This window comes from Pseudomonas sp. Marseille-QA0332 (assembly GCF_054950175.1).
This window is the reverse complement of record NZ_CM143106.1, coordinates 3,212,153-3,238,020: the sequence shown is the minus strand read 5'-3', so window position 1 is coordinate 3,238,020 and position 25,868 is coordinate 3,212,153. Positions and strand designations below refer to the sequence as shown.

Annotated in this window: 20 protein-coding genes and 1 tRNA gene; 18 read left to right on the top strand and 3 right to left on the bottom strand. The window is 61.7% G+C overall.

Annotated elements, in window-relative coordinates; translation table 11 throughout:
* The first annotated feature begins 261 nt into the window (after positions 1-261).
* From ACY8GK_RS14980 to ACY8GK_RS14970, 3 genes are all read left to right on the top strand, one after another.
* On the top strand, positions 262-789 hold the full coding sequence (locus ACY8GK_RS14980) for a sigma-70 family RNA polymerase sigma factor (RefSeq protein WP_196180879.1): 528 nt from the start codon (positions 262-264) through the stop codon (positions 787-789).
* A complete protein-coding gene (locus tag ACY8GK_RS14975; protein WP_462401543.1) occupies positions 786-1,718 on the top strand; it encodes a FecR domain-containing protein in 933 nt (310 codons plus the stop codon). Before ACY8GK_RS14980 ends, ACY8GK_RS14975 begins: the two co-directional genes overlap by 4 nt.
* 96 nt (positions 1,719-1,814) lie before the next feature.
* Positions 1,815-4,283 (top strand): TonB-dependent siderophore receptor, encoded by a 2,469-nt coding sequence (locus ACY8GK_RS14970; RefSeq protein WP_462401542.1) that lies wholly within the window; start codon positions 1,815-1,817, stop codon positions 4,281-4,283.
* 210 nt (positions 4,284-4,493) lie between these two features.
* On the opposite strand, the gene ACY8GK_RS14965 is transcribed toward ACY8GK_RS14970, so the two are convergent.
* The 3 genes from ACY8GK_RS14965 to ACY8GK_RS14955 form a co-directional block, all read right to left on the bottom strand.
* The gene (locus ACY8GK_RS14965) at positions 4,494-5,354 is read right to left on the bottom strand and encodes a tyrosine-type recombinase/integrase (RefSeq protein WP_462401541.1); all 861 of its coding nucleotides are present in this window, start codon (positions 5,352-5,354) and stop codon (positions 4,494-4,496) included.
* Between the two features lie 229 nt (positions 5,355-5,583).
* Positions 5,584-5,660: transfer RNA gene (locus ACY8GK_RS14960), tRNA-Arg, on the bottom strand.
* Positions 5,661-5,807: 147 nt separating this feature from the next.
* Entirely contained in the window at positions 5,808-7,184 is a 1,377-nt protein-coding gene (locus ACY8GK_RS14955; protein ID WP_462401540.1) for a glutamine synthetase family protein, read from the bottom strand.
* A gap of 663 nt (positions 7,185-7,847) precedes the next feature.
* Between ACY8GK_RS14955 and ACY8GK_RS14950 the strand changes: the two genes are divergently transcribed.
* The 15 genes from ACY8GK_RS14950 to ACY8GK_RS14880 all read left to right on the top strand — a co-directional run bounded on the left by ACY8GK_RS14950 (position 7,848) and on the right by ACY8GK_RS14880 (position 25,780).
* On the top strand, positions 7,848-9,206 hold the full coding sequence (locus tag ACY8GK_RS14950; protein WP_196180869.1) for a glutamine synthetase family protein: 1,359 nt from the start codon (positions 7,848-7,850) through the stop codon (positions 9,204-9,206).
* A 45-nt stretch (positions 9,207-9,251) separates the two neighbouring features.
* A complete protein-coding gene (locus tag ACY8GK_RS14945; RefSeq protein ID WP_196180867.1) occupies positions 9,252-10,613 on the top strand; it encodes an aspartate aminotransferase family protein in 1,362 nt (453 codons plus the stop codon).
* A 170-nt stretch (positions 10,614-10,783) separates the two neighbouring features.
* Positions 10,784-11,881, top strand: coding sequence for a polyamine ABC transporter substrate-binding protein (locus ACY8GK_RS14940; RefSeq protein WP_196180865.1), 1,098 nt, complete (start codon positions 10,784-10,786; stop codon positions 11,879-11,881).
* A 159-nt stretch (positions 11,882-12,040) separates the two neighbouring features.
* A complete protein-coding gene (locus tag ACY8GK_RS14935) occupies positions 12,041-13,135 on the top strand; it encodes a polyamine ABC transporter substrate-binding protein (protein WP_196180863.1) in 1,095 nt (364 codons plus the stop codon).
* 58 nt (positions 13,136-13,193) lie between these two features.
* Positions 13,194-14,336: a polyamine ABC transporter ATP-binding protein gene (gene potA, locus ACY8GK_RS14930; RefSeq protein WP_196180860.1), complete on the top strand. Its 1,143-nt coding sequence runs from the start codon at positions 13,194-13,196 to the stop codon at positions 14,334-14,336.
* Positions 14,333-15,253, top strand: coding sequence for an ABC transporter permease subunit (locus ACY8GK_RS14925; protein ID WP_196180858.1), 921 nt, complete (start codon positions 14,333-14,335; stop codon positions 15,251-15,253). Before potA ends, ACY8GK_RS14925 begins: the two co-directional genes overlap by 4 nt.
* The gene (locus ACY8GK_RS14920) at positions 15,250-16,140 is read left to right on the top strand and encodes an ABC transporter permease subunit (RefSeq protein ID WP_196180856.1); all 891 of its coding nucleotides are present in this window, start codon (positions 15,250-15,252) and stop codon (positions 16,138-16,140) included. The genes ACY8GK_RS14925 and ACY8GK_RS14920 overlap by 4 nt, the downstream gene beginning before the upstream one ends.
* A gap of 169 nt (positions 16,141-16,309) precedes the next feature.
* Positions 16,310-17,410, top strand: coding sequence for an efflux RND transporter periplasmic adaptor subunit (locus ACY8GK_RS14915; protein ID WP_462401539.1), 1,101 nt, complete (start codon positions 16,310-16,312; stop codon positions 17,408-17,410).
* On the top strand, positions 17,407-18,483 hold the full coding sequence (locus tag ACY8GK_RS14910; RefSeq protein ID WP_462401538.1) for an efflux RND transporter periplasmic adaptor subunit: 1,077 nt from the start codon (positions 17,407-17,409) through the stop codon (positions 18,481-18,483). Before ACY8GK_RS14915 ends, ACY8GK_RS14910 begins: the two co-directional genes overlap by 4 nt.
* Complete coding sequence (locus tag ACY8GK_RS14905; protein ID WP_462401537.1) at positions 18,480-21,518, top strand: efflux RND transporter permease subunit; 3,039 nt, start codon at positions 18,480-18,482, stop codon at positions 21,516-21,518. The genes ACY8GK_RS14910 and ACY8GK_RS14905 overlap by 4 nt, the downstream gene beginning before the upstream one ends.
* Positions 21,519-21,758: 240 nt before the next feature.
* Positions 21,759-21,941, top strand: a complete 183-nt coding sequence (oscA, locus tag ACY8GK_RS14900; RefSeq protein WP_196180850.1) for a sulfur starvation response protein OscA — start codon at positions 21,759-21,761, stop codon at positions 21,939-21,941.
* Between the two features lie 46 nt (positions 21,942-21,987).
* Positions 21,988-22,995 (top strand): sulfate ABC transporter substrate-binding protein, encoded by a 1,008-nt coding sequence (locus ACY8GK_RS14895; protein ID WP_462401536.1) that lies wholly within the window; start codon positions 21,988-21,990, stop codon positions 22,993-22,995.
* A gap of 86 nt (positions 22,996-23,081) precedes the next feature.
* Positions 23,082-23,900, top strand: coding sequence for a sulfate ABC transporter permease subunit CysT (gene cysT / locus ACY8GK_RS14890; RefSeq protein WP_196180848.1), 819 nt, complete (start codon positions 23,082-23,084; stop codon positions 23,898-23,900).
* Positions 23,901-23,914: 14 nt separating this feature from the next.
* Positions 23,915-24,787 (top strand): sulfate ABC transporter permease subunit CysW, encoded by an 873-nt coding sequence (gene cysW, locus ACY8GK_RS14885; protein WP_196180847.1) that lies wholly within the window; start codon positions 23,915-23,917, stop codon positions 24,785-24,787.
* A gap of 3 nt (positions 24,788-24,790) precedes the next feature.
* On the top strand, positions 24,791-25,780 hold the full coding sequence (locus ACY8GK_RS14880; RefSeq protein WP_196180846.1) for a sulfate/molybdate ABC transporter ATP-binding protein: 990 nt from the start codon (positions 24,791-24,793) through the stop codon (positions 25,778-25,780).
* Positions 25,781-25,868 lie beyond the last annotated feature (88 nt).

The window sequence follows — 25,868 nt, the reverse complement described above, 5'->3', positions numbered from 1 at the left end:
CCTGTATCGTCAGTACGATGCGGAGTATCGAGACACCGATTGACCAGATTTCCATCAAAAATAGCAATTACGATCACCGCCCAAGTGCTGAGCCGATTAATGTCTTTAGCTGGGATGGTGGGAACTCAAAGCTCTCCAAGGCCTGGATCGTCCCTAGGGAGTAGAAATCAACGTGTAGGCGAGTTCTTTCGCATTTTTTCATTGGTGGTTACAATCGAGATCAATTCTTATCCGCATTGACTGAGATCAAGGAGTCCATGGATGCCTGATGTATCGCTGCCGCCAGCTTCGCTTGCCAGTGACATACATGGTCTCTACCGTGATCACAGCCAGTGGTTGCTGGGCTGGCTACGCAGACGGTTGGGCGATAGGGAACGTGCGGCCGACATCACCCAAGATACCTTCGTGCGCTTGATCAGCAGCGCAATGAACCGTGTACCACGAGAGCCACGTAGCTACCTCGCGACGGTTGCCAAGCGACTGATGATCGACCAGTTACGACGACACCAGCTTGAGCAAGAGTATCAAGAGTACTTGGCTAATGAGCCGCAAGCGCAGGCGTGCTCCCCGGAGCACCGCCTGATCATTCTCGAGACGCTGATGCAGCTGGATGCGATGCTCGACGGCCTGGGGAGCAAAGTACGCCAGGCGTTCTTCTACGTTCAGCTCGACGGCATGAGCTACGCCGAAGTTTCAGCACGCCTTCAGGTATCCGTCAGCTCGGTGACCAAGTACATGGCAAAAGCTACCGAACAGTGCCTGTTCTTCGAGCTGGACGCTGAAGCGTGAGCTTGTCGGATCGCCACCTGGCACTGCGTGCGGCAGCCCAGTGGCATGCCGGGCTAGGTGCCGCGCCGGAGTGCTTGGAGACTCGAAGGCAACAACAGGACTGGCTTCGACTCGACCCGCTGCATCAGTGGGCATGGGCAAGGGTCGAACGGTTACAGGTCAGCTTGAATAACGTGCCCGGTACGCTGGCTCGGCAAACCTTGAGCGGTACCCCGAGTATCATGGGGCGACGCACAATCCTCAGCGGGATGTTGCTTGGCCTGTGCACGGTGCCCCTGCTCGGTGGCGCCTATCTGCAGTCGAACGAGTGGTTTGCCGACCTTCGCACTCGTGTAGGTGAACGTCGAAATGTGACCCTGGCGGACGGCACCCAACTGTCTCTGAATACGGCTTCCGCGGTAGACATCCGCTACGACGCACGACAACGACTGATCGTATTGCACGCCGGCGAAATCCTGATCGAAACCGCAGCCGACGCACGTCCTTTGCTGGTACGCAGCCCACAGGGGGAGATGCGCGCCTTGGGCACCCGCTTCAATGTCCGCCTGTTTGCCCAGCACACCCGGCTGACAGTGCTGGAACACGCTGTGGCGGTACAAAACGCGAGTGTCGCCGGCCCGGTCATCGTCGATGCCGGCCTGGAAATGGACTTCGATGACGGGCCGCTGGGCGCCCCACGGCCTGCCGACATCAGCCAAAGTGAATGGAGCCAAGGCCGCTTGGTAGTAGACGGGTGGCGACTTGACCGCACCTTGCGGGAGCTAGAGCGTTATCGGCCCGGCTTCATACGGTGCACTGACGCGGTGGCAGGGGTGAGGGTTTCCGGGGTCTTCCCGCTGGACGATACGGACCGGACCTTGCAGGTCATCGCCCAGGCGCTGAAGCTGAAAATGGAGACACGCACCCGTTTTTGGGTTCGTTTTTCGTAGGCCGCACAAAAATAATCACAATGTCATTGTAGGTTTTCATAACTCGTCCGTGCTCTCTCTTCAAACCGCCTGCTAATGGCACTTGAAGGAGTAGTCATGCCCCGCCTCGCCCAAGCCGCTAACCCGCAAAAACGATCACTGCCCAGTTTAGTGCTCGGTGTTGCAGTCGTTGTCCAAACAGGGTTCATTCAGCCGCTTGTCTTCAGCGCCAGCCAGGCGCATGCCGAACAACCGACTCAGACCTACCTTATTGCCCCCGGCCCTCTGGGCGCGGCATTGAACCAGTTCGCACGCGCCTCCGGGGTCGTGCTGTCGTTCGAGACCGCGTTGACCGATGGCAGCCAGACGTCAGGCTTGCAGGGGCCCTACAGTGTGGAGCAAGGTTTTGCCGTGCTGCTCCAGGGAACAGGGCTCGAAGTACTGAAATCTGGCGACAACTATCTATTGACGAAAAAAGTCGGTACTGATTCCGCGTTGCAACTTGGTGCAACCAACGTCAGTGCCAATGAGCTGGTGGGCGCTTCGGAAGGGACTGGTTCCTACACCACAGGTTCGGCGCAGACAGCCACCAAGCTGCCGTTATCCCTGCGCGAGACGCCGCAGTCGGTCACGGTGATGACACGCCAGCGTCTCGATGATCAGGACATCGATGACATCAACGATGTGGTACAGAACACGCCGGGCCTGACCCTTCGTCGCACCGGGCCGAACCGCTCTTCGTACTATGCCCGCGGTTTCGCCCTGGACAACATCATGTACGACGGCCTGCCCACTAGCCTGGACAGCTCGCAGGTATCCCAGGACCTGCTGTCGGCCGATATGGCCATGTACGACCGTGTCGAAGTGGTGCGCGGCGCTACTGGCCTGACGCAAGGGGCTGGCAACCCATCGGCAGCGCTCAACCTGATTCGCAAGCGGCCGACCCACGAGTTCCAGGCCAGTATCGAAGGCAGCGCCGGAAGTTGGGACCGCTACCGCGCACAGACAGACATCTCCGGCCCGCTTAACGATACTGGTAGCCTGCGTGGCCGCATGGTCGCTGCCTACCGCAACGAGAATAGCTTCCGCGACGACCTCGAAAACGAACGCAACCTGTTCTATGGCATCCTCGAGGCCGATCTCAACGACAGCACCACCCTGACCTTGAGTGCTTCGCGTCAGCAGGACAACTACAACGGCAACGGCTGGACCGGCATACCCACGGGCTTTAACGGCGAAGACCTGGGGCTTTCTCGCTCCACCACCCTGAGCAACGACTGGGAATACTGGAACAAAGTCACCACCACCAGCTATGCGGCCCTGGAGCACGTGTTGGATAACGGCTGGAAACTCAACTTCGCCGCGACCAAGACCTGGGCAGACCTAGACATGCTTGGCACTTATCTGGTCGCCGTCCCTGCCACCGGGGTCTACAACCAGTTCGTTGGTGCCGGCCACTACCGCGAAAGTCAGAACAGTTTCGATGCCTATTCCAGCGGCCCATTCAACTTCGCAGGCCGCGAACACGAACTGGTGCTCGGCGCCAGCCATCGTCGCGTAGTACTCAATGGCGATGTGCCCAGCAACATCCTGCTCAAAGGCAACATCGATATCTACAACTGGGACTCGGGTGCAACGCCGAAGCTGCCCAGCCAGACCAAGTACGGCTGGCAGAATACCAACGCCAAGCTGAACAGCGCCTATGCGGCCACCCGCCTGAGCCTGGCCGACCCCTTGAAACTGGTCATCGGTAGTCGCCTGGATTGGTACGACAACGTCACCACCAACCCCTACCGCAACACTGAGTCGCATCTGCAGGTCACTCGCCACGTGACCAAGTACGCCGGACTGATCTATGACCTAGACGCTCATCATTCTGTGTACGTGAGCTACACCGATATCTTCAAGCCGCAGAGTTACGTCGATGCCAGTGGCGGGATCATCGCGCCCATCACCGGCAAAAACTATGAACTAGGCATAAAAGGTGAGTACTTCGATGGCGCCTTGAACGCCTCGGCGGCGATCTTCCAGATCGACCAGGAAAACCGCGCCAAGTCCGTGACCGATCGCGATCTATGCCCGACCTATCCGACCACCGCCTGCTACGAAGCGTCGGGCAAGGTCCGTAGCAAGGGTATCGAGCTGGAAGTTCAAGGCCAGTTGACACCCAACTGGGAGCTGGCGGCCGGGTATACCTTCACCGAGGCGAAATACGTCAAGGACAGCAACGCAGCCAATGAAGGGCGACTGTTCGATACCGACATCCCGCGTCACCAGTTCAAGATGAGCACCACCTACCACCTGCCTGGGCGATGGAACAAATGGCGCGTGGGCAGCTCGCTGTATGCGCAGAACCGTATCTACAACACCAACGCCACAAAGACGTTCATCATCGAACAGGAGGGCTACGCCCTGGTCGATTTCATGATCGGTTTCAAACCGACCAAACACATTGACACCCAGTTGAACCTGCACAATGCGTTCGACAAATCCTACTACAACTCCTTCAGCAACACGGTGACAGTACCAAGCAGCGTGTACGGCGATCCGCGTAATCTGATGCTGTCTGTAAAGTACTTATTCTAAACTTATGGACTCGACCCATTCGCGACGGCGGAGCTTTGCTTGCGGCTACCTATAGGTAGAGCTGTACTGAAGCGCGGTAACCTCCCAAAGCATTCGTTGACACGGCGAGGTGGCGTCACGCCAGCTTCGCTGCCAGCTCCTCCGCCGTAATGTTGGAATATCGCTTCAGCATGTTCACCTCCCGGTGCCCTGTCACGCTTGCCAGCTCAATCAGGTTCGGCAGCTTGGTCGCGAGCCTGCATGTAGCCTCATGCCGTAGATCGTGGAAACGCAGGTCGACCAGAAAGTCCTCCTGCGGCGCCACACATGCCTGATCGCAGTCGGCCAAGTATTTTGAGCGCGCGCGCTCCAGCCCCCGCACAACAGCTTTTTTGAGAGCATCAGTGGTGGTTGGGAATACTCGACCGCACAGGGAGCCGGTAGTCCTCTCAACAGTTTGATGGCGTTCGGTGAGAGCGGAATCGTCCTCGGCAGTCCATTCTTGGTCGCCGGTAAATGTGCGGTCCGGCGGTTCAGGTTCACGTGTTTCCAGCGCAGCTCGAAAATCTCGCCACGACGCATTGCTGTCTCGATCGCTAATTGGACGATGGGGCGTATTCGAGGGTTGTGAGAGGCATCAGCATAAGTCCCGTTCGCACGACGTTCGCAAAGCTCCAGCGCGCTGAGGATGTATTGCTCTTCTACCGGATCAAGCCGCCGCGAGCGTTCGTTGTTGTAGCTCGGGCGGCTCACTATCCTCACTGGATTCTCCGCTAGATGAATACCCCACTTGCGGCGGGCGACCTCGATCATACATTGGAACAAAGCAAGTTCACGCTTAACGGTATTACCTTTTCGGATCTTCAACCGCTCGTCACGGTAGCGGGCAAAGTCGGAGGAGGTGAGGGTAGCGACGATACGTGTCGCCAGCGGATAACGCTTAAGCGCTTCGAGTCGTTTGATTTCCGAGTACGCACCTTTGTGCTTCGGAACGATCTCGGAGATATAGCGATCAATGAGCTGATGAAAGGCGGTACGTTCAGCCTCGACCCGAGAGACAAAGATGCCTAGGTCGATTTCGCTTTCGATCATGAGTGCCCAGGCTTGGGCATCAGCTTTCGTTTCGAAGGTTTTGCGCTGGGCTGGATAGCCCTTACGGCGATTTGCGCTTCCCACTGATACTCGCCACGATTCCTGATTGTTGCCATTTCGACCATCCCCGCCACACTTGAGTGTGGCAAATTGTGGCAAAAACGACTTTCAGGACTAGGACAGGTTTCTGTCAGAAGCGCTAACCCCTTGTGATACAAGGGAAAGAAGATGGCGCACTCGGCGGGATTCGAACCCACGACCCCTGCCTTCGGAGGGCAGTACTCTATCCAGCTGAGCTACGAGTGCAACGGGGCACGATGATACCCATCTTGTCGGGCGACGTCCATCGCCTTGATGGGCATACGGTTTCTTCGCTGTCGCCTCGGACCGTCAGGCCGTCGGCTGACCCCCTGGAAGGCAGCCGACGACCCGAAAACCGGCCCTGCCACGGCCTCAGACCGTATGCAGGTACCAGTTGTACTCCAGGTCCGAGATCGAGTGCTCGAACTCTTCCAGCTCGCTTTCCTTGCAGGCCACGAAGATGTCGATGTACTTCGGATCGATGTACTTGTTGAGGATCTCGCTGTCGTCCAGCTCGCGCAGGGCATCGCGCAGGTTGTTCGGCAGGCTCTGCTCGAGCTGCTCGTAGGAGTTGCCCTCGATCGGCCTGCCCGGGTCGATCTTGTTGGTCAGGCCGTGGTGCACCCCTGCCAGCACCGCGGCCATCATTAGGTACGGGTTGGCGTCCGCGCCGGCCACGCGATGCTCGAGGCGCACCGCATCCGGGGTGCCGGTGGGCACCCGCAGGGCCACGGTGCGGTTGTCCAGACCCCAGCTCGGCGCGTTCGGCACGTAGAACTGCGCACCGAACCTGCGGTACGAGTTGACGTTCGGGCAGAGGAAAGCCATGGAGGCGGGCAGGGTCTCGAGCACACCGCCGACCGCGTGACGTAGCGCGGCGTTCTGCTCGGGATCCTCGCTGGTGAAGATGTTGTTGCCATCCTTGTCCAGCACGGAAATGTGTACATGCAGGCCGTTGCCTGCCTGGCCCGGATAGGGCTTGGCCATGAAGGTGGTGTCCATTTCATGGTCGTAGGCAATGTTCTTGATCAGGCGCTTGAGCAGCACGGCATAGTCACAGGCCTTGAGCGGGTCGGCGACGTGGTGCAGGTTGACCTCGAACTGCGCCGGAGCGCTTTCCTTGACGATCGCGTCGGCTGGAATGCCTTGTTCCTTGGCCCCCTCAAGGATGTCCTGGAGGCAGTCGGCGTATTCATCCAGGTCGTCGATCAGGTAGACCTGGGTGGATTGCGGGCGTTTGCCGGAAATCGGCGAGCGAGGCGGCTGAGGCCGGCCGTTCACGTTTTCCTGATCGATCAGGTAGAACTCCAGTTCGAACGCGGCGCAGATGGTCAGGCCCATTTCGTCGAACTTGCTCACGACCTGACGCAGCACTTCGCGCGGGTCGGCGAAGAACGGCGTGCCCTCGAGCTCATGCATGGTCATCAGCAGCTGCGCGGTGGGGCGTTTCTGCCAGGGTTCGTTGGACAACGTACCTGGGATCGGATAGCAGATGCGATCGGCATCGCCGATGTCCAGGCCCAGCCCGGTACTCTCGACGGTGGAGCCGTTGATGTCGAGGGCGAAAAGCGAGGCCGGCAGGTTGATACCTTTCTCGTATACCTTGTGGAGGCTGGTACGCTCGATGCGCTTGCCGCGCACCACGCCATTCATATCTGCGATCAGAAGGTCAACGTAGAGAACCTCGGGATGTTCCTTGAGGAACGCGTTCGCTTCGTTAAGCTGAACGGCACGCGGGGGTACCGACATGATGCAACACCTTTGTTGTTAAAAATATCAATCAAACGGGGCTTGCCAGTCCAGTCAATCGGAAAGCACTCGCCAAGTCAAGCCAGCGCCATGATGCCCTGAAATGGCATGCAAGTGGCATTTTTGCCGCAATTTGGGGCATCCGCAAGGCACCTGCCGAAGCGCTCTTGAAGAGTCCGCTTTGGGCGTAATCTATTTTTTACGCAATAGTTGTCTAAAAAAATGAACAAGGCTAAGCTCCAGTACGACCCATAACATCAATAATATCGGGGGTTGCATGTTTCGCCCGTCTTCGTCGGAAAAAGCCGTTTGCATCAGGCAGTCCGGTCGCTTGCGCCTGGCTGTCGCGACTCCGCAGTGTCGTTTTGGCAGGCTGGTCATGCCCGTGCTTGCCGCTGTCATGCACACCGCCATCGCGCCGGGGCGTAGCAGTTTACTGCACACCTGTACCCGTTTTCGTGGCGCGCCCGAATCTTCCCTTTCGTCCTCAGTCTATCTGGCGGTCCAGTGCCAGGAGCACTTTGCTTTCGTCATGTGCTCCATCCAGAATCAAGACAAAGGCAGGCCCCGCCCTGCTGGTCTGCCAGGCCAGCATCGGTCGATGCCTGCCGTCAGCAGCGCCCGGCCCGTGCGGGCCGGGTCAAATGACCACCTGAGGTACTTATGAGCACCAACCTCGACCAGCTCACCGATTGGTTGAAAGAGCACAAGATCACCGAAGTGGAGTGCCTGATCAGCGACTTGACCGGCATCACCCGCGGCAAGATTTCGCCTACCAACAAGTTCATCGCCGAGAAAGGCATGCGGCTGCCGGAAAGCGTCCTGCTGCAGACGGTCACCGGCGACTATGTGGATGACGACATCTACTACGAGCTGCTCGACCCGGCCGATATCGACATGATCTGCCGTCCCGATGAATCCGCGGTGTTCCTAGTGCCCTGGGCGATCGAGCCGACCGCCCAGGTGATCCACGACACCTACGACAAGAAGGGCAACCCGATCGAGCTGTCGCCGCGCAATGTCCTCAAGAAGGTACTTAAGCTCTACGCCGACAAGGGCTGGCAGCCCATCGTCGCGCCGGAAATGGAGTTCTACCTGACCAAGCGCAGCGAGGATCCGGATTTTCCGCTGCAACCGCCAGTGGGCCGTTCCGGTCGGCCGGAAACCGGTCGCCAGTCGTTCTCGATCGAGGCAGCCAACGAATTCGACCCCCTGTTCGAGGATGTCTATGACTGGTGCGAGCTGCAGCAGCTCGACCTCGACACCCTGATCCACGAAGACGGCACGGCGCAGATGGAGATCAACTTCCGTCATGGCAATGCCCTGCACCTGGCCGACCAGATCCTGGTCTTCAAGCGCACCATGCGCGAGGCGGCGCTCAAGCACAACGTGGCCGCCACCTTCATGGCCAAGCCCATGACCGGCGAGCCAGGCAGCGCGATGCACATGCACCAGAGCGTGATCGACCTCGCTACCGGCAAGAACATCTTCTCCAATGAAGACGGCAGCATGAGCGAGCTGTTCCTGCACCACATCGGCGGGCTGCAGAAGTTCATTCCCGAGGCCCTGCCGCTGTTCGCGCCCAACGTCAACTCGTTCCGCCGGTTCCTGCCCGACACCTCGGCGCCAGTCAACGTCGAATGGGGCGAGGAGAACCGCACCGTGGGCCTGCGCGTGCCCGATGCCGGGCCGCAGAATCGCCGGGTGGAAAACCGCCTGCCGGGCGCCGACGCCAACCCCTACCTGGCCATCGCTGCCAGCTTGCTGTGTGGCTACATCGGCATGGTCGAGGGCATCGCGGCCAGCGCCCCGGTCCAGGGGCGTGGCTACGAGCGACGCAATCTGCGCCTGCCCTTGACCATCGAGGATGCCCTCGAGCGCATGGAGCAAAGCCGGGCGCTCGAGCAATACCTGGGCAAGAAATTCATCTGCGGCTATGTCGCGACCAAGCGTGCCGAACATGAAAACTTCAAACGCGTGATCAGTTCCTGGGAGCGCGAATTCCTGCTGTTCGCAGTGTGATCAACCTGCGGCCGCCTGGGCGGCCGCCGGCCATCGGAGAGCCTCATGAGCGTCAACAATCCACAGACACGTCAATGGCAGTCCCTGAGCGGCGAGCACCACCTGGCGCCTTTCAGCGACTACAAGCAACTGAAGGAAAAAGGCCCGCGCATCATCACCAAGGCCCAAGGTGTGCATTTGTGGGACAGCGAGGGGCAGATGATTCTCGATGGCATGGCCGGCCTTTGGTGCGTGGCGGTCGGTTACGGTCGCGAGGAGCTGGTCCAGGCGGCAGAGAAGCAGATGCGCGAGCTGCCTTATTACAACCTGTTCTTCCAGACCGCCCACCCACCGGCGCTGGAGCTGGCCAAGGCCATCGTCGACATCGCGCCCAAGGGCATGAGCCATGTGTTCTTCACCGGCTCCGGTTCCGAAGGCAACGATACGGTACTGCGCATGGTCCGCCACTATTGGGCACTCAAGGGCAAGCCGGGCAAGCAGACGCTGATCGCACGGCACAATGGCTACCATGGTTCGACGGTGGCCGGTGCCAGCCTGGGCGGCATGAGCGGCATGCACGAGCAGGGCGGCTTGCCGATCCCGGGCATCGCGCACATTGCGCAGCCCTACTGGTATGGCGATGGCGGCGACATGACGCCAGAAGCGTTCGGCATCTGGGCCGCCGACCAGCTGGAACGCAAGATCCTCGAGCTTGGCGAGGACCAGGTCGCTGCGTTCATCGCCGAGCCCATCCAGGGCGCCGGTGGGGTGGTCATTCCGCCAGAAACCTATTGGCCGCGAATCAAGGAAATCCTCGCCAAGTACGACATCCTGTTCGTCGCCGACGAGGTGATCTGCGGCTTCGGTCGTACCGGCGAGTGGTTCGGCTCGGACTACTACGATCTGCAGCCGGACCTGATGACCATCGCCAAGGGGCTGACTTCGGGGTACATCCCCATGGGCGGTGTGATCGTGCGGGATACGGTCGCCCAGGTCCTGGCCGAAGGCGGCGATTTCAATCACGGCTTCACCTACTCCGGCCATCCGGTAGCTGCGGCCGTCGGCCTGGAAAACCTGCGTATCCTGCGCGAGGAGAACATCGTCGAACATGCTCGAACGCATACGGCACCGTATTTGCAAGCGCGTCTGCGTGAGCTGCAGGACCACCCGTTGGTGGGCGAGGTGCGCGGTCTGGGTCTGCTCGGGGCGATCGAACTGGTACGCGACAAGGCCACCCGCAGCCGCTACGAGGGCAGGAACCTGGGCATGGTCTGTCGCAACTTCTGTTTCGACAACGGCCTGATCATGCGCGCCGTGGGGGACACCATGATCATCGCGCCGCCGTTGGTCATCAGCCACCAGGAGATCGACGAGCTGGTGGAAAAGGCGCGCAAGTGTCTCGACCTGACGTACGAAACGGTCAAGTGACGGTCTGCTAGGCTGGCAAGGTGACATTAAGTCGTGGCAAGGCTCTGCTTTTCTTGAAACAGCGCCTTGTAACTTGCCAGACTACCGATCGTTTCAGTCGACCGGCACCTGTCACTGTGGGACCTGGCTGCTGAACAGAAGGCTTGATGATAAATTCTGGAGCATTACGCATGAAGAAAATGGGCAAGACGCTGCTGGCCGCCGCCTTGATGGGCGCGGTGGCGACCGCTGTTCAGGCTGAAGACAAGGTGTTGAACGTCTACAACTGGTCGGACTATATCGCGCCGGACACCATCGCCAAGTTCGAAAAGCAGACCGGTATCAAGGTCAAGTACGACGTCTTCGACAGCAACGAAACCCTGGAAGCCAAACTCCTGGCCGGCAGGTCCGGCTACGACATCGTCGTGCCTTCCAACAACTTCCTCGCCAAGCAGATCAAGGCGGGCGTGTATGAAGAGCTCGACCGCTCCAGGCTGCCCAACTGGAAGAATCTCGACGAAGACCTGCTCAAGGCCGTCGGTGATGCCAGCGACCCGGGCAACAAGCACGCCTTCCCCTACATGTGGGGATCGATCGGCATCGGCTACAACCCGGAGAAGGTGAAGGCCGCGCTGGGCGTGGACAAGATCGACTCGTGGGACGTGGTCTTCAAGCCGGAGAACATCGCCAAGCTCAAGAGCTGCGGCGTGAGCTTCCTCGACGCGCCGACCGAGATGCTTCCGGCCGCGCTGCACTACCTGGGCAAGCCTAGCAACAGCACGAGCAAGGAAGACCTCAAGGCAGCCGAGGACCTGTTCCTCAAGATCCGTCCTTCGATCACCTACTTCCACTCTTCCAAGTACATCGGCGACCTGGCCAACGGCAACATCTGCGTGGCCGTCGGTTACTCGGGCGACCTGGAACAGTCCAAGGCACGTGCCCACGAGGCCGGTGACAAGGTCAAGCTGGACTACATCATTCCGAAAGAAGGCGCCGGTACCTTCTACGACATGGTCGCCATGCCGAAGGATGCCGAGCACAAGGAAGCCGCCTACAAGTTCATGGACTTCCTGATGCAACCGCAAGTCATGGCCGAGATCACCAATGCCGTGCGCTTCCCGAACGGCAACAAGGCCGCGACCGCGTTCGTCGACAAGGACATCACCAGCGATCCGAGCATCTATCCGCCAGCCGAAGTGAAGAAGCAGCTGTACGCGATCGCCGCACCGGAAGCGGCCGCCCAGCGCGTCATCACTCGCAGCTGGACCAAGATCAAGGCGGGCAAGTAAGCCTTTGTAGCGGTCCCTGGGCCGGGATTGCCCGGTCCAGGGCTTGAGCAGGACAAATAAGTTTGCGGCATAGAGGCTGCGAAGGTAAGTTGCGCGCCGGTTTAGCGTGTGCGGCAGCGTCCGGCCGTTATCACGGGTACATAAAGTGAGGACCACCCCTTGTCCATATCTGCATTTCGCAAGGCCATCCTGGCCGGAGCGGGTCTGACGCTGGCTCTCGGCGTCCAAGCGGCGCCCACGGTGCACATCTACAACTGGTCCGACTACATCGGCCCGACGACGCTGGCCGACTTCGAGAAGGAAACCGGCATCAAGGCGCAGTACGACGTCTTCGACTCCAACGAAACCCTGGAAGGCAAGCTGCTGGCCGGTCGTACCGGCTATGACGTGGTCGTGCCGTCCAATCACTTCCTCGGCAAGCAGATCAAGGCCGGCGCTTTCATGAAGCTCGACCGCGGCCTGCTGCCCAACCATGGCAATCTCGATCCGGCGCTGATGAAGCGCCTGGAGCGCAACGATCCGGGTAACCAGTACGCGGTGCCGTACCTGTGGGGCACCAATGGCATCGGCTACAACGTCGAGAAGGTCAAGGCGGCCCTGGGGGTCGACAAGATCGATTCCTGGGCCGTGCTGTTCGAGCCGGAGAACATGAAGAAGCTTTCCAGCTGCGGCGTGGCCTTCCTCGACTCGGCCGATGAAATGCTGCCGGCGGTGCTGAACTACCTGGGCCTCGATCCCAACAGCAGCAACCCCAAGGACTACCAGAAAGCCGAGCGGAAGCTGCTCGCCGTGCGCCCCTACGTCACCTATTTCCATTCGTCCAAGTACATCTCGGACCTGGCCAACGGCAATATCTGCGTGGCTGCCGGTTTCTCCGGCGACGTGTTCCAGGCCAAGGCCCGCGCGGAAGAAGCCGGCAAGGGCGTCGAGCTGGCCTACGCGATTCCCAAGGAAGGCGGCAACCTCTGGTTCGACGTGCTGGCGATCCCCAAGGACTCCGCGCACGCGGAGCAGGCGCATGCCTTCATTAACTATCTGTTGAAACCTGAAGTCATCGCGCAGGTCAGCGACTATGTCGGTTATGCCAACCCCAACCCCAAGGCGGGCGACCTGATGGATCAGGATGTGCGCAACGACGAGGCGGTCTATCCGCCGCAGGACGTGCTGGACAGGATGTTCGTCAACGCCGAGTTGCCACCCAAGGTGCAACGACTGATGACCCGCAGCTGGACCAAGGTCAAGTCAGGCAAGTAATCATCCAGGCCCGTCGCCGCAGAGGCGGGCCATAGCAAATTTGTTGGGAGTTTCATTCATGGCAGTTGCCTCCGGTGCCTCCAAGAACGCCCTCGAAGCTGGCCAGCCGCCCAAGCAGGTGCTGATCAAGATCGACCGGGTCACCAAGAAGTTCGACGAAACCGTCGCGGTCGATGATGTCTCGCTGGAAATCCGCAAGGGCGAGATCTTCGCCCTGCTGGGCGGCTCCGGCTCCGGAAAATCGACGCTGCTGCGGATGCTGGCCGGCTTCGAGCGGCCGACCGAAGGGCGGATTTTGCTCGATGGCGTGGATATCACCGACCTGCCGCCGTACGAGCGGCCGATCAACATGATGTTCCAGTCCTATGCCTTGTTCCCGCACATGACCGTGGAGCAGAACATCGCCTTCGGCCTGCAGCAGGACAAGATGCCCAAAGCCGAGATCCAGGCGCGGGTGGCGGAGATGCTCAAGCTGGTGCACATGACCCAGTACGCCCGGCGCAAACCGCACCAGCTGTCCGGTGGCCAGCGTCAGCGTGTGGCCCTGGCGCGCTCATTGGCCAAGCGCCCCAAGCTGCTGCTGCTCGACGAGCCTATGGGTGCGCTGGACAAGAAGCTGCGTTCGCAGATGCAACTGGAGCTGGTGGAAATCATCGAGCGGGTCGGCGTGACCTGCGTGATGGTGACCCACGACCAGGAAGAGGCCATGACCATGGCTCAGCGCATCGCCATCATGCATCTGGGCTGGATCGCCCAGATCGGCAGCCCGGTGGATGTCTACGAGACGCCGACCAGCCGCCTGGTCTGCGAGTTCATCGGCAACGTCAACCTGTTCGAAGGCGAAGTCGTCGACGACGCCGAGGGCCACGCGCTGATCGCCAGCCCTGAGCTGGAGCGCAACATCTTCGTCGGCCACGGCGTGTCCACCTCGGTCGAGGACAAGCACATCACCTACGCGCTGCGTCCGGAGAAGCTGCTGGTCACCACCGAGCAGCCGACCGACGACTACAACTGGTCACGGGGCAAGGTACACGACATCGCCTACCTCGGTGGGCACTCGGTGTTCCACGTGCAGCTGCCTGGCGGCAAGATCGTCCAGTCGTTCGTGGCCAACGCCGAACGCCAGGGCGCCCGTCCGACCTGGGGCGACCAGGTGTTCGTCTGGTGGGAGAACGACAGCGGCGTGGTACTGCGCTCATGAAGATCCGCAAGCTCAAGCGAGCGCTTCACCGGATCACGCCCGGCGGTCGCCACCTGGTGATCGGCGTCCCGTTCATCTGGCTGTTCCTGTTCTTCCTGTTGCCGTTCTTCATCGTCCTTAAGATCAGCTTCGCCGAAGCCGACGTGGCGATCCCGCCGTACACGGAGATCTACAGCTACGTCGAGGACAAGGTCCAGCTGGTGCTCAACCTGGCGAACTATGGCCTGCTCACCGAGGACGAACTGTATCTGTCGGCGTACCTCGGATCGCTGCAGATCGCTTTCTTCAGTACCTTGCTCTGCCTGCTGATCGGCTACCCCATGGCCTATGCCATCGCCAACGCGCGCAAGGAAAGCCAGACCGTGCTGCTGCTGCTGATCATGATGCCGACCTGGACGGCGATTCTGATCCGGGTCTATGCCTGGATGGGCATCCTCAGCAACAACGGGCTGCTCAACAGCTTCCTCATGTGGCTGGGCCTGATCGATCAGCCGCTGCAGATCCTCAACACCAACCTGGCGGTGTACATCGGCGTGGTCTATTCCTATCTGCCGTTCATGATCCTGCCGTTGTACGCGAACCTGGTGAAGCATGATCCAAGTCTGCTGGAGGCTGCCTCCGACCTTGGCTCGAGTACCTTCAACAGCTTCTGGAAGATCACCGTGCCGCTGTCGAAGAACGGCATCATCGCCGGCTGCATGCTGGTGTTCATCCCGGTGGTCGGCGAGTTCGTCATTCCCGAATTGCTGGGCGGTCCGGAAACCTTGATGATCGGCAAGGTGTTGTGGCAGGAGTTCTTCAACAACCGCGACTGGCCGGTAGCTTCCGCCCTGGCGGTGGTGATGCTGGCGATCCTGATCATCCCCATCCTGCTGTTCAACCGCAGCCAGGCCAAAGAGATGGAGAGCAAGGCATGAAGCGCTTCGGATTCTCCAAGCTGATGCTCGTGCTCGGCTTGCTGTTCATCTACCTGCCGATGCTGATCCTGGTGATCTATTCGTTCAACGCCTCCAAGCTGGTGACCGTGTGGGGCGGCTGGTCGGTGAAGTGGTACGTCGGCTTGCTCGACAACACCCAGCTGATGGGTTCGGTGATGCGCTCGCTGGAAATCGCCCTGTACACGGCGATCGCCGCCGTGGCGCTGGGCACCCTGGCCGCCTTCGTCCTGACCCGGATCAGCCGGTTCAAGGGGCGCACGTTGTTCGGCGGCCTGGTCACCGCGCCACTGGTCATGCCCGAGGTGATCACCGGTCTGTCGCTGCTGCTGCTGTTCGTGGCCATGGCGCAGACGATCGGCTGGCCGCAGGAGCGCGGGGTCGTGACCATCTGGATCGCCCACACCACCTTCTGCTCGGCCTATGTGGCGGTGGTGGTGTCGGCGCGCCTGCGCGAGCTGGACCTGTCGATCGAGGAGGCGGCCATGGACCTTGGCGCGCGCCCATGGAAGGTATTCTTCCTGATCACCATCCCGATGATCGCGCCTTCGCTGGCCGCGGGCGGCATGATGTCCTTCGCCCTGTCGCTGGACGACCTGGTACTGGCGAGCTTCGTCTCCGGACCGGGCTCGACGACCCTGCCGATGGAAGTGTTCTCTGCCGTGCGCCTGGGCGTGAAACCGGAGATCAACGCGGTGGCCAGCCTGATCCTGCTGTCGGTATCGCTGGTGACCTTCCTGGTCTGGTACTTCAGCCGCCGGGCCGAAGAGCGCCGCCGCCGGGCCATTCAGCAGGCGATCGAAGAAGGCGCCGCGGCGCACTTCGTCCAGCCGGCGCAGGCCAAGCGTGCGGAACAGGTGTCCGCGTGATCGCTTGAGCCGTTGAGGCCCATCGTGGCCATGGTTGCAGGGCCGCCTACGCCGCCCTGCAAACATCCATTGCTCAACACCGACGCTACCCCTCGCTTTGTCCCTCGCGGAACCCTGACCCGCTATCATCAGTCCATCTTCAGATCATCGATACCTGCAAGGAGCTGGCATGACGGTAGCGCGTACGCTATGGGGCATGGGCCTCGGGGTACTGTTCGTGCTGACCGGCTGCGACAAGCAGGCTGCCGAACCACAACATCCACGAGTTGGCGTGATGCAGGCCGAGTCGGGCAATTTCGCCGCCGCGGCCACGCTCACTGGGGACATCCAGGCGCGGGTCCAGACCGACCTTTCATTTCGCGTCGGTGGCAAGATCATCTCCCGCGAGGTCGACGTCGGCGATCATGTCAAGGCCCGGCAGGTACTGGCCAGGCTCGATCCCAAGGACCTGCGCAACAATGTCGCCTCCGCCAAGGCCGAGGTGTTCGCGGCCCAGGCCCGGGTCACCCAGTCCAGTGCCGCGTTCGTGCGCCAGCAGAAACTGCTGCCCAAGGGCTACACCAGCAAAAGCGAATACGATTCGGCCGAAGCGGCACTGCGCAGCAGCCAGAGCGCGCTGAAGGCTGCCCAGGCCCAGTTGGCCAATGCTCAGGAACAACTTGGCTACACCGCGCTGGTCTCCGAGGCCGGTGGCGTCATCACCGCCCGCCAGGCCGAGGTGGGGCAGGTGGTGCAGGCCACCGTGCCGATCTTCAGCCTGGCGCGCGATGGCGAGCGCGACGCGGTGTTCAATGTCTACGAGTCACTGTTGCTATCGCAGCCGAGCGACAAGACGGTCGTGGTCAGCCTGCTCGACGACCCGAGCGTGCGCGCCGAGGGTCGTGTCCGCGAGATCACCCCGACGGTCTCTGCGCAGAGCGGTACGGTGCAGGTCAAGGTCGCCCTGCGCGATGTGCCCGAACGCATGCACCTGGGCTCGCCGGTGATCGCGACCACTAACGGTCAAGGCAGGCCCAGCATCGAGCTGCCTTGGTCGGCCCTGAGCAAAACCGTGCACAAGCCAGCGGTATGGGTGGTTGGCGATGGCGACAAGGTCGAGCTGCGCGAAGTGCGGGTAGCGCGTTACCTGACCGGCAGCATCGTCATCGACGATGGACTGCGAGGGGGCGAAGAAGTGGTGGTTACCGGCGGGCAGTTGCTCCATCCTGGCATGCAGGTCGAGAAGGTGGCGGCTGGCGATGCCGAGCGGCGTGGAGGGTTGGCGCCATGATGCGGCTGGTCTGGTTGCTGGGCCTGGGGGCATGCGCGGTGCTGGCGGGGTGCTCGAAGGAGGAACAAAAAACCAGGCCGGTGCGGCCGGTGCTTTCCGTGACGGCCGAGTCGCAGGTGCAGTCCCAGCTGGGCCGGTTCGCCGGCACGATCCAGGCTCGCTACGAAAGTACCTTGGGTTTCCGGGTACCTGGACGTATTGCCCGGCGCTGGGTCGATGTCGGTGACCGGGTCAAGGCCGGCCAGGTACTGGCTTCGCTCGACCCGACCGACCAGCAGAACCAGCTGCGCGCGGCCGAAGGTGACCTGGCGCGGGTCCAGGCGCAATGGATCAACGCCCAGGCCAATGCCCGGCGCCAGCAGGAACTGTATGATCGCGGCGTGGGCGCGCAGGCGCAGCTGGACATCGCGCAGACCGACTTCAAGACCGCCAACGCCTCCCTGGAGCAGGCACGCTCCTCCGTCAGCCAGGCCCGGGACCAGCTGAGCTACAGCGAGCTGCGCAGCGACCACGCCGCCATCGTGACCGCCTGGCAAGCCGAGGCCGGCCAGACGGTCGCCGCCGGACAGGCCGTGGTGACCCTGGCGCGCCCCGATATCATGGAGGCGGTCATCGACCTGCCTGCCTCGCTTGCCGAGCAACTGGCGCCCGACCTGGTCTTCACCGTGGCGTCGCAGCTCGAACCGGATATCGCGACCACCGCCACCTTGCGCGAACTCGAACCGCAGGCCGATGCCACGACCCGCACGCGCCGTGCACGCCTGACGCTGGCCGAGACGCCGCAGGCCTTCCACCTGGGCACGGCAATCAGTGTCCGGCTGACTTCGGCCGTCTCGCCGCGTACCCAGCTGCCCGCCACCGCCCTGCTCGAGCGCGATGGCAAGACCCAGGTCTGGATCGTCGATCCGCAGCAGCATACCGTGGGCCTGCGCGAGGTCAGCCTCATCGAGCGGCGCGCCGACGTCATCGTCGTCGCCGCTGGCGTGCAGCCTGGCGAGCGTGTGGTGACGGCAGGCGTCAACAGCCTGGAGCAAGGACAAAAGGTCATCGTCGACGAGGAATCCACTCGATGAAAGGCAGCTTCAACCTCTCGGAATGGGCGCTGAAGCACCAGTCCTTCGTCTGGTACCTGATGTTCGTCGGCCTGCTGATGGGGGTGTTTTCCTATCTCAATCTGGGACGCGAGGAAGATCCATCCTTCACCATCAAGACCATGGTGATCCAGACCAACTGGCCCGGCGCGACCCAGGACGAGACGCTGCTGCAGGTCACCGACCGCATCGAGAAGAAGCTCGAGGAGCTGGACTCGCTCGACTATGTGAAAAGCTACACCCGGCCTGGCGAGTCCACCGTGTTCGTCTACCTGCGCGATACCACCCAGGCCGAGGACATTCCGCAGATCTGGTACCAGGTACGCAAGAAGATCCAGGATATCCGTGGCGAGTTTCCGCAAGGGATCCAGGGGCCAGGCTTCAACGACGAGTTCGGCGATGTGTTCGGCTCGATCTATGCCTTCACCGCCGATGGCTTGTCGCTGCGCCAGTTGCGTGACTATGTCGAGCAAGTCCGCGCCGAGGTGCGCCAGGTGGAGAACCTGGGCAAGGTCGAACTGGTCGGTATCCAGGATGAAGTGCTCTACCTGAACTTCTCGACGCGCAAGCTGGCGGCGCTGGGCCTCGACCAGCGCCAGGTGATGCAGGCGCTGCAAGCACAGAACGCCGTCACGCCGGCCGGGGTGATCGAAGCCGGCCCGGAGCGTATCTCGGTGCGTACCACCGGACAGTTCGCCTCGGAAAAGGACCTCGAAGCAGTCAATCTTCGCCTCGACGACCGCTTCTTCCGGCTGGCCGACATCGCCGACATCGAGCGTGGCTACCAGGACCCGCCGGCACCGATGTTCCGCTACAACGGCCAGACCGCCCTGGGCCTGGCCATTGGCATGAAGAAAGGCGGCAACATTCAGGAGTTCGGTACCGCGCTCAAGGAAAAGATGCAGCAGATCGAAGCCAGGCTGCCGGTCGGGGTGGGTGTGCATACCGTGTCCGACCAGTCCCTGGTGGTCAAGGAAGCGGTCGGCGGCTTCACCAGCGCACTGTTCGAGGCCGTGGTCATCGTGCTGGTGGTCAGCTTCGTCAGTCTCGGCATCCGGGCAGGCCTGGTGGTCGCCTGTTCGATACCGCTGGTATTGGCGATGGTGTTCGTGTTCATGGAGTACAGCGGCATCACCATGCAGCGCATCTCCCTGGGCGCGTTGATCATCGCGCTCGGCCTGCTGGTCGACGACGCGATGATCACCGTGGAAATGATGGTCACGCGCCTGGAGAAAGGCGAAAGCAAGGAGCAGGCCGCCACCTACGCCTATACCTCGACCGCCTTCCCGATGTTGACCGGGACCTTGGTGACGGTGGCCGGCTTCGTGCCGATCGGTCTCAACGCCAGTTCCGCTGGCGAGTACACCTTTACCCTGTTCGCGGTGATCGCCGTGGCGTTGCTGGTCTCCTGGGTCGTCGCGGTATTCTTCGCGCCGGTGCTGGGCGTGCATATCCTGAGCAGCAACCTGAAGAAGCACGACGAGAAGCCTGGACGCATAGGCCGGGCCTTCGAGCACAGCCTGGTATGGTGCATGCGGCATCGCTGGCTGACCATCATCGGGACGGTGCTGCTGTTCGTGCTGGCCCTGTTGAGCATGCGCTTGGTGCAGAACCAGTTCTTCCCTTCCTCGGACCGCCCGGAGATTCTAGTCGACCTGAACCTGCCGCAGAATGCCTCGATCCAGGAGACCCGGCGTGTGGTGGATCGCTTCGAGGCGACCTTGAAGGATGACGAGCAGATCGCCCACTGGAGCACCTACATAGGCCAGGGCGCGGTACGCTTCTACCTGCCGCTCGACCAGCAGCTGCAGAACCCTTACTACGCGCAGCTGGTGATCGTCAGCACCGGGCTGGAGGAACGCAACGCGCTCATCGTCAGGCTCAAGGAGCGCTTGCGCAAGGATTTCGTCGGCATCGGCAGCAACGTCCAGTCGCTGGAAATGGGCCCGCCGGTCGGCCGGCCGATCCAGTATCGCCTCAGCGGCGAGAGCATCGACCAGGTGCGCAAGCATGCGATCGAGCTGGCCACCTTGCTCGATGGCGACCCGAACATCGGCGAGATGATCTATGACTGGAACGAGCCGGGGAAGGTGCTGCGCATCGATATCGCCCAGGACAAGGCACGTCAGCTGGGGTTGTCCTCCGAGGACGTGGCCAACGTGATGAACAGCATCGTCACCGGCGCCCCGGTGACCCAGGTCAACGACGACATCTACCTGATCGATGTGGTCGCGCGTGCCCAGGACAGCGAACGTGGCTCGCCGGAGACCTTGCAGAACCTGCAGATCGTCAACCCTAGTGGCGTCTCGATTCCATTGCTGGCGTTCGCGACCGTGCGCTACGAAATGGAGCAGCCCCTGGTCTGGCGGCGTGACCGCAAGCCCACGATCACCATCAAGGCCTCGGTCAATGGCGAGATCCAGCCCACCGACCTGGTGGCCCAGCTCAAGCCGAAGATCGACGAATTCGCCAGCAAGCTGCCGGCCGGCTACCACGTGGCCACCGGTGGCACGGTGGAGGAGAGCGGCAAGGCCCAGGGGCCGATCGCCAAGGTCATTCCGTTGATGCTGTTCCTGATGGCGACCTTCCTGATGATCCAGCTGCACAGTGTGCAGAAGCTGTTCCTGGTGGTCAGCGTGGCACCGCTGGGCCTGATCGGCGTGGTCCTGGCCCTGGTGCCCACCGGCACGCCCATGGGCTTCGTGGCGATCCTCGGGGTGCTGGCGCTGATCGGCATCATCATCCGCAACTCGGTGATTCTCGTGACCCAGATCGATGCCTTCGAAGGCGAAGGCTATTCGCCCTGGCAGGCCGTCCTGGAAGCGACCAACCATCGCCGCCGGCCGATCCTGCTGACCGCCGCCGCGGCGAGCCTGGGCATGATCCCGATTGCCCGTGAAGTGTTCTGGGGACCGATGGCCTACGCCATGATCGGCGGCATCATCAGCGCCACCCTGCTGACGCTGCTGTTCCTGCCGGCGCTGTACGTGGCCTGGTACAAGATTCGCGAAACATAAGGTTGGCAGGGCGCACGCCACAAGCTCCAAGCCACGAGCCGATCGTGGTGATTTCGCCGGCGTGCTTGCCAAACGTATCACCGCGAACCACTTGCAGCTAGCAGCTTTCCTCTCGCTTTGTTATATAAAAATTCTTAAATATTATTTTTAAGAATAAGTGAGCCTGGCTACCATTGGCCGCAAGCCAGGCGTGATCCTTCCATCCTTTGCCCGGCGCTTTCAACTCCAGGGAGAACGAGCATGAGTGCATCACTGCGTAGCGTCGATGGCCAGGACGAGGCCGCCATCCTGCGGGAAATCCAGAGCGCCTTGCGCGATCTGCGGTTCGGCGCGGTGGAGATCACCGTGCATAACGCCCAGGTGGTCCAGATCGAGCGCAAGGAGAAGTTCCGCCTGCAACAGCCGGGAACCAAGTCTGGCTGAAAACGCACCACGTCCAATTAGAAAAATGCCAATCGGGAGCTTCACCATGTCCATCCGCCGTTATGCGCTCGCCGCCCTGGTCAGTGCCGTTCTCGCCGGTTCCGCGTTCGCCAGGGATCATGAACTGCTGAACGTTTCCTACGACCCGACTCGGGAGCTGTACCAGCAGTACAACGCCGAGTTCATCAGGCACTGGCAGGCGAGCCACCCGGATGACAAGGTCAAGATCCAACAGTCCCACGGTGGCTCCGGCAAGCAGGGTCGCGCGGTCATCGATGGCCTGCGCGCCGACGTGGTGACCCTGGCCCTGGCAGGGGACATCGACGAGATCGCCAAGCTCGGCAAGACCCTGCCAGCCGACTGGCAGAAACGTCTGCCGCAGGCCAGCACGCCCTATACCTCGACCATCGTCTTCCTGGTGCGCAAGGGCAACCCCAAAGGCATCAAGGACTGGGGCGACCTGATCAAGCCGGACGTCTCGGTCATCACTCCAAATCCCAAGACCTCCGGCGGTGCTCGCTGGAACTTCCTGGCCGCCTGGGCCTATGGCCTCAAGAGTGGCGGTAGCGAGGAAAAGGCCAAGGAATATGTCCAGGCGCTGTTCAAGCATGTCCCGATACTCGACACCGGCGCCCGGGGCTCGACCATCACTTTCGTCAACAACGGTCAGGGCGATGTCCTGCTGGCCTGGGAGAACGAGGCTTTTCTGGCGCTCAAGGAAGACGGCGGCGCCGAAAAGTTCGAGATCGTCGTGCCTTCGCTGTCGATCCTTGCCGAGCCGCCGGTGGCGGTGGTCGACAGGAATGCCGAGAAGAAGGGCAATACCGAGATCGCCAACGAGTACCTCAAGCACCTGTACAGCCCTGCCGGGCAGAGGATCGCCGCGGAAAACTTCTACCGTCCGCGTGACGAGAAGGTCGCGGCAGAGTTCGGCAAGCGGTTTCCCAAGCTGGAGCTGGTCGCCATCGACAAGGACTTCGGCGGCTGGAAGACTGCGCAACCGAAGTTCTTCAACGACGGCGGCGTGTTCGATCAGATCTATCAGGCACAATGAGCGTGCCTGACGGCAGCGACACCCTCCAGTAGCCTGCACCGGCCCGGGACATGTCCCGGGTTTCGTGCGTTCAACCAGGGACTTTTATGTCACGACGCATTTCCCCCGTCATACCCGGCTTCGGGCTGACGCTGGGCTACACCTTGGTGTACCTCAGCCTGATCGTTCTCATCCCGCTGGGCGCCATGTTCGTGCATGCCGCGCAGCTCACCTGGGACCAGTTCTGGGCCATCGTCAGCGCGCCGCGGGTACTCGCCGCGCTCAAGCTGAGTTTCGGCACTGCCTTGTGCGCCGCGCTCATCAACGGAGTCATCGGCACCCTGCTGGCCTGGGTGCTGGTGCGCTACGGCTTCCCAGGGCGCAAGGTCATCGACGCGATGATCGATCTGCCGTTCGCCCTGCCCACCGCCGTGGCCGGCATTGCCCTGACTGCCCTGTACGCGCCAGCGGGCTGGGTCGGCCAGTTCGCCACCGAGCTGGGCTTGAAGATCGCCTACACCCCGCTGGGCATCACCCTGGCGCTGACCTTCGTCACCTTGCCGTTCGTGGTGCGCACCGTGCAGCCGGTGCTGGCCGACATCCCGCGCGAGGTCGAGGAGGCGGCGGCCTGCCTTGGGGCGAAACCCTGGCAGGTATTTCGCCATGTACTGGCACCAGCCTTGCTGCCCGCCTGGCTGACCGGCTTCGCCCTGGCCTTCGCCCGAGGCGTCGGCGAATACGGCTCGGTGATCTTCATCGCTGGCAACATGCCGATGAAAACCGAGATCCTGCCTTTGCTGATCATGGTCAAGCTCGACCAGTACGACTACACCGGCGCCACTGCCATCGGCGTGCTCATGCTGGTCGTGTCCTTCATCCTGCTGCTGCTGATCAACCTGCTGCAGCGCCGTATCGAAACCCCTTGAAGGAGGCCCCGAGCATGTCTACGTCATCCCTTGGCGCGGCCGCCGCGGCCAACGCCGCGCGCCGTGGCAGCACTGCTTCGCGACGCGTGCTGGTCTCGCTCGCCTGGCTGGTGTTCGTGCTGTTCCTGCTGTTGCCACTGGCCATCGTGGTGTCGCAGGCCTTGAAGAGCGGTCTTGCGACCTTCTTCGAGGCGATCTTCGAGCCTGATGCCCTGGCAGCGCTGCGCCTCACCCTGCTCGCCGTGGCCATATCGGTGCCGCTGAACCTGGTGTTCGGCGTCTGCGCGGCCTGGTGCGTGAGCAAGTACGACTTCGCCGGCAAGAGTATCCTGGTCACCTTGATCGACCTGCCGTTCTCGGTCTCGCCGGTGATCGCCGGCCTGGTCTACGTCTTGATGTTCGGCGCCCAGGGCCTGCTCGGCCCTTGGCTGATCGACCACGACATCCAGATCGTCTTCGCCCTGCCGGGCATCGTCCTGGCGACCATCTTCGTCACCGTGCCGTTCGTGGCCCGCGAACTGATCCCGCTGATGCAGGAGCAAGGCACCCAGGAAGAAGAGGCCGCGCGCCTGCTGGGCGCCAACGGCTGGCAGATGTTCTGGCATGTGACCCTGCCCAACATCAAGTGGGGCCTGATCTATGGCGTGGTGCTGTGCACCGCGCGGGCGATGGGCGAGTTCGGTGCCGTGTCGGTGGTCTCCGGACATATCCGTGGAGTCACCAACACCTTGCCGCTGCATGTCGAGATCCTCTACAACGAGTACAACCATGTCGCGGCCTTCAGCGTGGCCAGCCTGCTGCTGATCCTGGCGCTGTTCATCCTGCTGCTCAAGCAGTGGAGCGAATCCCGAATCAACCGTCTGCGCCACGACGCGGCGGAGGAATGAATCATGTCGATCGAAGTTCGTAACGTCAGCAAGCGCTTCAACACCTTCCAGGCCCTGGACAACATCAACCTGGACATCAACAGCGGCGAGCTGGTGGCCTTGCTAGGCCCGTCGGGTTGCGGCAAGACCACCCTGCTGCGCATCATCGCCGGCCTGGAGACACCCGACCAGGGCAACATCGTGTTCCACGGCGAGGACGTGTCGCGTCATGACGTGCGCGATCGCAACGTCGGTTTCGTATTCCAGCATTACGCTCTGTTTCGTCACATGAGCGTGTTCGACAACGTCGCCTTCGGCCTGCGCATGAAGCCCAAGGGCGAACGGCCCAGCGAGGCCCGCATCGCCGAAAAGGTCCATGAACTGCTCGACATGGTCCAGCTCGACTGGCTTGCCGACCGTTATCCCGAACAGCTGTCCGGCGGCCAGCGCCAGCGCATTGCCTTGGCCCGGGCCTTGGCGGTCGAGCCCAAGGTGTTGCTGCTCGACGAACCCTTCGGTGCCCTCGATGCCAAGGTACGCAAGGAACTGCGTCGCTGGCTGGCGCGCCTGCACGAAGACATCAACCTGACCTCGGTCTTCGTCACCCACGACCAGGAAGAAGCCATGGAAGTGGCCGACCGGATCGTGGTGATGAACAAGGGCGTGATCGAGCAGATCGGCTCGCCAGGCGAAGTCTACGACCGGCCGGCCAACGATTTCGTCTACCACTTCCTGGGCGACTCCAACCGGCTGAGCCTGAGCGAGGATCAGCACGTGCTGTTCCGCCCGCACGAAGTGTCTTTGTCCCGCCACGAGATCGAGGGGCATCATTCGGCGCAAGTCCGCGACATCCGCCCGCTGGGCGCCACCACGCGGGTGACCCTCAAGGTCGCAGGGCAGAACGAGCTGATCGAGGCCGAAGTGGTCAAGGACCATGACAGCCTGAGCGGGCTGGCGCGAGGCGAGACGCTGTTCTTCAAGCCGAAGGTGTGGCAAAAGATGGTGGATATCTGAAGGCAGCGGCCTTGCAAACATCCACCGATGATGCTGAAAGCACGAGTGCATGTGGCGGCCGGTCCGGTGTCCCGGCGGCGGCCGCTCA

Coding starts and splice junctions, on each gene's coding strand:
- ACY8GK_RS14980 (WP_196180879.1), top strand. CDS start 262: ATGCCTGATGTATCGCTGCCGCCAGCTTCGCTTGCCAGTGACATACAT.
- ACY8GK_RS14970 (WP_462401542.1), top strand. CDS start 1,815: ATGCCCCGCCTCGCCCAAGCCGCTAACCCGCAAAAACGATCACTGCCC.
- ACY8GK_RS14965 (WP_462401541.1), bottom strand. CDS start 5,354: ATGATCGAAAGCGAAATCGACCTAGGCATCTTTGTCTCTCGGGTCGAG.
- ACY8GK_RS14955 (WP_462401540.1), bottom strand. CDS start 7,184: ATGTCGGTACCCCCGCGTGCCGTTCAGCTTAACGAAGCGAACGCGTTC.
- ACY8GK_RS14950 (WP_196180869.1), top strand. CDS start 7,848: ATGAGCACCAACCTCGACCAGCTCACCGATTGGTTGAAAGAGCACAAG.
- ACY8GK_RS14945 (WP_196180867.1), top strand. CDS start 9,252: ATGAGCGTCAACAATCCACAGACACGTCAATGGCAGTCCCTGAGCGGC.
- ACY8GK_RS14940 (WP_196180865.1), top strand. CDS start 10,784: ATGAAGAAAATGGGCAAGACGCTGCTGGCCGCCGCCTTGATGGGCGCG.
- potA (WP_196180860.1), top strand. CDS start 13,194: ATGGCAGTTGCCTCCGGTGCCTCCAAGAACGCCCTCGAAGCTGGCCAG.
- ACY8GK_RS14925 (WP_196180858.1), top strand. CDS start 14,333: ATGAAGATCCGCAAGCTCAAGCGAGCGCTTCACCGGATCACGCCCGGC.
- ACY8GK_RS14920 (WP_196180856.1), top strand. CDS start 15,250: ATGAAGCGCTTCGGATTCTCCAAGCTGATGCTCGTGCTCGGCTTGCTG.
- ACY8GK_RS14915 (WP_462401539.1), top strand. CDS start 16,310: ATGACGGTAGCGCGTACGCTATGGGGCATGGGCCTCGGGGTACTGTTC.
- ACY8GK_RS14910 (WP_462401538.1), top strand. CDS start 17,407: ATGATGCGGCTGGTCTGGTTGCTGGGCCTGGGGGCATGCGCGGTGCTG.
- ACY8GK_RS14905 (WP_462401537.1), top strand. CDS start 18,480: ATGAAAGGCAGCTTCAACCTCTCGGAATGGGCGCTGAAGCACCAGTCC.
- oscA (WP_196180850.1), top strand. CDS start 21,759: ATGAGTGCATCACTGCGTAGCGTCGATGGCCAGGACGAGGCCGCCATC.
- ACY8GK_RS14895 (WP_462401536.1), top strand. CDS start 21,988: ATGTCCATCCGCCGTTATGCGCTCGCCGCCCTGGTCAGTGCCGTTCTC.
- cysT (WP_196180848.1), top strand. CDS start 23,082: ATGTCACGACGCATTTCCCCCGTCATACCCGGCTTCGGGCTGACGCTG.
- cysW (WP_196180847.1), top strand. CDS start 23,915: ATGTCTACGTCATCCCTTGGCGCGGCCGCCGCGGCCAACGCCGCGCGC.
- ACY8GK_RS14880 (WP_196180846.1), top strand. CDS start 24,791: ATGTCGATCGAAGTTCGTAACGTCAGCAAGCGCTTCAACACCTTCCAG.